This window comes from Mesorhizobium sp. M7A.F.Ca.ET.027.03.2.1 (assembly GCF_003999175.1).
Classification (GTDB): domain Bacteria; phylum Pseudomonadota; class Alphaproteobacteria; order Rhizobiales; family Rhizobiaceae; genus Mesorhizobium.
On record NZ_RZOM01000762.1, the window covers coordinates 1 to 3,054 of the forward strand.

The 3,054-nt window shown below is 63.7% G+C and carries 3 protein-coding genes; 1 reads left to right on the forward strand and 2 read right to left on the reverse strand.

Translation table 11 applies throughout. The features are described from left to right. The coding region (locus EN750_RS26365) for an HlyD family type I secretion periplasmic adaptor subunit (RefSeq protein ID WP_127398343.1) at positions 1 to 1,184 on the forward strand (1,184 nt) is incomplete at its 5' end. A 21-nt stretch (positions 1,185 to 1,205) separates the two neighbouring features. On the opposite strand, the gene EN750_RS26370 is transcribed toward EN750_RS26365, so the two are convergent. Together EN750_RS26370 and EN750_RS26375 are read right to left on the reverse strand one after the other, a co-directional pair. Further along, positions 1,206 to 2,042: a sulfite exporter TauE/SafE family protein gene (locus tag EN750_RS26370; RefSeq protein WP_127398345.1), complete on the reverse strand. Its 837-nt coding sequence runs from the start codon at positions 2,040 to 2,042 to the stop codon at positions 1,206 to 1,208. A gap of 92 nt (positions 2,043 to 2,134) precedes the next feature. Then, the gene (locus EN750_RS26375; RefSeq protein ID WP_027039485.1) at positions 2,135 to 2,881 is read right to left on the reverse strand and encodes an SDR family NAD(P)-dependent oxidoreductase; all 747 of its coding nucleotides are present in this window, start codon (positions 2,879 to 2,881) and stop codon (positions 2,135 to 2,137) included. Positions 2,882 to 3,054: the final 173 nt, after the last annotated feature.

Genomic DNA, 3,054 nt, shown 5'->3' on the forward strand with positions numbered 1-3,054 from the left:
GCGCCGCTGTGGCGCCGGGCGTCATCAAGGTCGCCGGCGACCGCAAGCTCATCCAGCACCTTGAAGGCGGCATTATCGCCGAGCTGAACGCTGCCAACGGTGATATCGTCAAGGCGGGCAAGATCCTCGTCCGGCTCGACGACACACAGGCTAAGGCGCAGCTCGACCTGATCCAGAACCGGATAGCGACGCGTGAGGCGCTGGCCGCGCGCCTCAGGGCCGAGCGTGACGGCAAGGCCGAGATCGCGTTTGATGCGGCACTGCTCGCAAACCCTGCCACCGCCGTGAAGGACGCGGTGGCAGCACAGCGCGACGTGTTCGCGGCAAAGCACCACAATTTGACGGACGAGCGGGAAATTCTCGGCCAGCGCCACAACCAGGTCGAGGAAGAGATAACGGGGCTGGAGCAGCTTGTCGTCACGGAAGACAAGCAGATCGAGGCAATCGAGGGTGAAAGCAAAGACCTTGAGGGTCTGCTCAAGAAAGGGCTGACCACCCGCGAACGGAACCTGTCGCTCAGACGCCAGCAGCGGGAGATCGAGGGCGAGCGCGCCACCAATGTCGCGGCAATCGCCCGTGCCGGAAGCGCCATGGCCGAGATCGACATGCAGATCCTGAACCTCAACACAGTGCGCCTGAACGAGGCCGTCGACGAGTTGAGCAAAGTCGAGGCGGAGCTGTTTGACCTCGGACAGCAGGAGCGTTCCGCCAGGGACGTGCTTAGCCGTACCAACGTCGTCGCGCCGGTTGACGGCATCGTCATGGAGCTGAAGGTCCATACCGCGGGCGGTGTCGTGAAACCCGGTGAGACATTGATGACGATCGTACCGCTCGGACAACAACTCGTAGTCGAGGCTATGGTCAAGCCGGAGGATGTCGAGACGATCGCACCCGGACAGCCCGCGCGCGTCAGCTTCCCGGCCTTCGCCCGCTACAACCTGCCGCCGCTCGAGGGCGTCGTGGAGATCGTGTCGGCTGACCGCATGGTTGAGGAACGCAGCGGCGCACCTTATTTCGCCGCGACGGTTGTGATCGACAAAAGCGAACTCGGCAAGCTGGAGGGCCGCAAGCTGCTGCCCGGCATGTCGAGCGAGACGATGATCCGGACGGGGGCTCGCACCGTGCTCTCTTATCTCGCCGAGCCGATCACGCAGAACTTCCGCCGGGCCATGCGGGAAAAATAGCCGTAGGCCGCTGAACCGGATTCAGGAAAGCAGCATTCGCCCGGCCGTGATCGCCAGGAAGAACGCAAAGGCAAGTTTCAGGTAGCGCGGGTTGAGCGCGTGGGCGAGCCTTGCGCCCAGAGGTGCGAACAGAAAGCTCACGGGCGCTATGATGGCAACCGCCGGCAGGCTGACGTAACCCAGGCTGAGCGGAGGCCTGCCTGCAATTGCGAGACCCGACCAGATGAAGCCGGCCACCGCCGGCAGCGCGATAAGCAGGCCAAGCGCCGACGATGTGCCGACGGCCCGGTGCACCGGAAAGGAGAAGCTGGAAAGCGTCGGCACCGACAGTGTGCCGCCGCCAATTCCCATGAGCGAAGAGACAAAGCCGATCACAGCAGCGATCGCACGGTTGATCCAGCCGCTTTTCGGCAGGTGATCGGAGATCACAAGGTGCTTCGGCAACGCCATGTTGACGGCCACCAGCAGGCCGACGACGCCGAAGACCAGCCGCAAGCCGGCGCCCGGGATGAATTTCGACATGATGCCGCCGATGAGGGCACTGACGAAAATGGCCGGTCCCCACAGAGTGAGCAGTGCCCGGTCGACATTGCCGCGCCTGTTGTGCGACCGCATCGACGAGATCGAGGTGGGGATGATGACCGCAAGCGACGTCGCGACAGCCAGATGGCTGATCACAGCAGGCGAAAAATGGAACAGGCTAAGCACCCAGAACAGCACCGGGACGATGACGATGCCGCCTCCGACTCCCAGCAGACCGGCGAGCACGCCGGAGGCAATTCCGGTCATGGCCAAGCCGGCGATCAGCATTGCAATCGTCAGCCCGTCGAAAACCGACGTGTCGAATCCGAAGTCCACTATGATTTTTCCTTGATTGGCCGCGCTCGTCCGCTGCTGCGACCCCATGCAGGTCGCCCGGAATGCACAACAGGTTTTGGGATGCGCTTTGGCTAGTGGCGCACCATCCCGGCGTCGACATTGAGCGTCTGGCCAGTGATCCAGCGCGCATCGTCGGAGGCCAGGAACGAAACCACGTCGGCGATATGTTCCGGCTGCCCTTTGCCTTTCATCGCCTGAAGCATCTCGACGAAGCCGAACGCCTCGTTGTGCGGGCTCGCCTTGACGCCGTCGCTCTCGATCAGGCCGGGCGTCACCGCATTGGCGGTGATGTTGTATTTGCCAAGCTCGGTGGCGAGCGCCCTGGTGAAGCCGATGACGCCACCCTTGGCCGCGACATAGGCGGCCATGTTCGGCGTGCCGGCAAAGAAGGTGTTGGATGCGATGCTGATTACCCGTCCGGCCTTCCCCGCCGCACGCATCTGGTCCGTACCGGCACGGCTGACGATGAAAGTGCCGGTCAAATTGACGTCGATGATCTTGCGCCAATGGTCGAGATCGACATCGTCCCAGGCGACGAACGGCACGATGCTGGCATTGTTGACCAGGATGTCGATGCCCCCGGTCAGGGCCTGGATTTCGGCGAAGAGTGCCTTGACGGATGCCGGATCGGAAATGTCGGCGGCGATCGCCCTCGCCTTTCCGCCTATCGCCGCGGCCGCCGCCCCGGCGCCTTCGGCATTGATGTCGCTGACGATGACGGTCGCACCGTCGGCGGCAAGCCGCGCTGCGATCGCCTTGCCGATACCCTGCGCGGCGCCTGTAACCAGGGCCGTCTTTCCCGCAAGCCGTTCAGTCATGAAAATGCTCCCTCAATCCGTGGTGATGTCTGTTCAGGCGTCGGCGTCGATCACGGCCAGCGCCGCGTCGATGCCCCTGCCGATCGCCAGTTTCTGGCCGGCCGCGTTCATGGCGCCGCCCAGTGCCGTCAGCGCCGCGATCGCATAGATCGGCTGGGCTGTCGGTCCCATAT

Bases quoted from the DNA above. Each gene is read 5' to 3' on its own strand.
- EN750_RS26375 (WP_027039485.1), bottom strand. From the start codon at position 2,881: ATGACTGAACGGCTTGCGGGAAAGACGGCCCTGGTTACAGGCGCCGCG.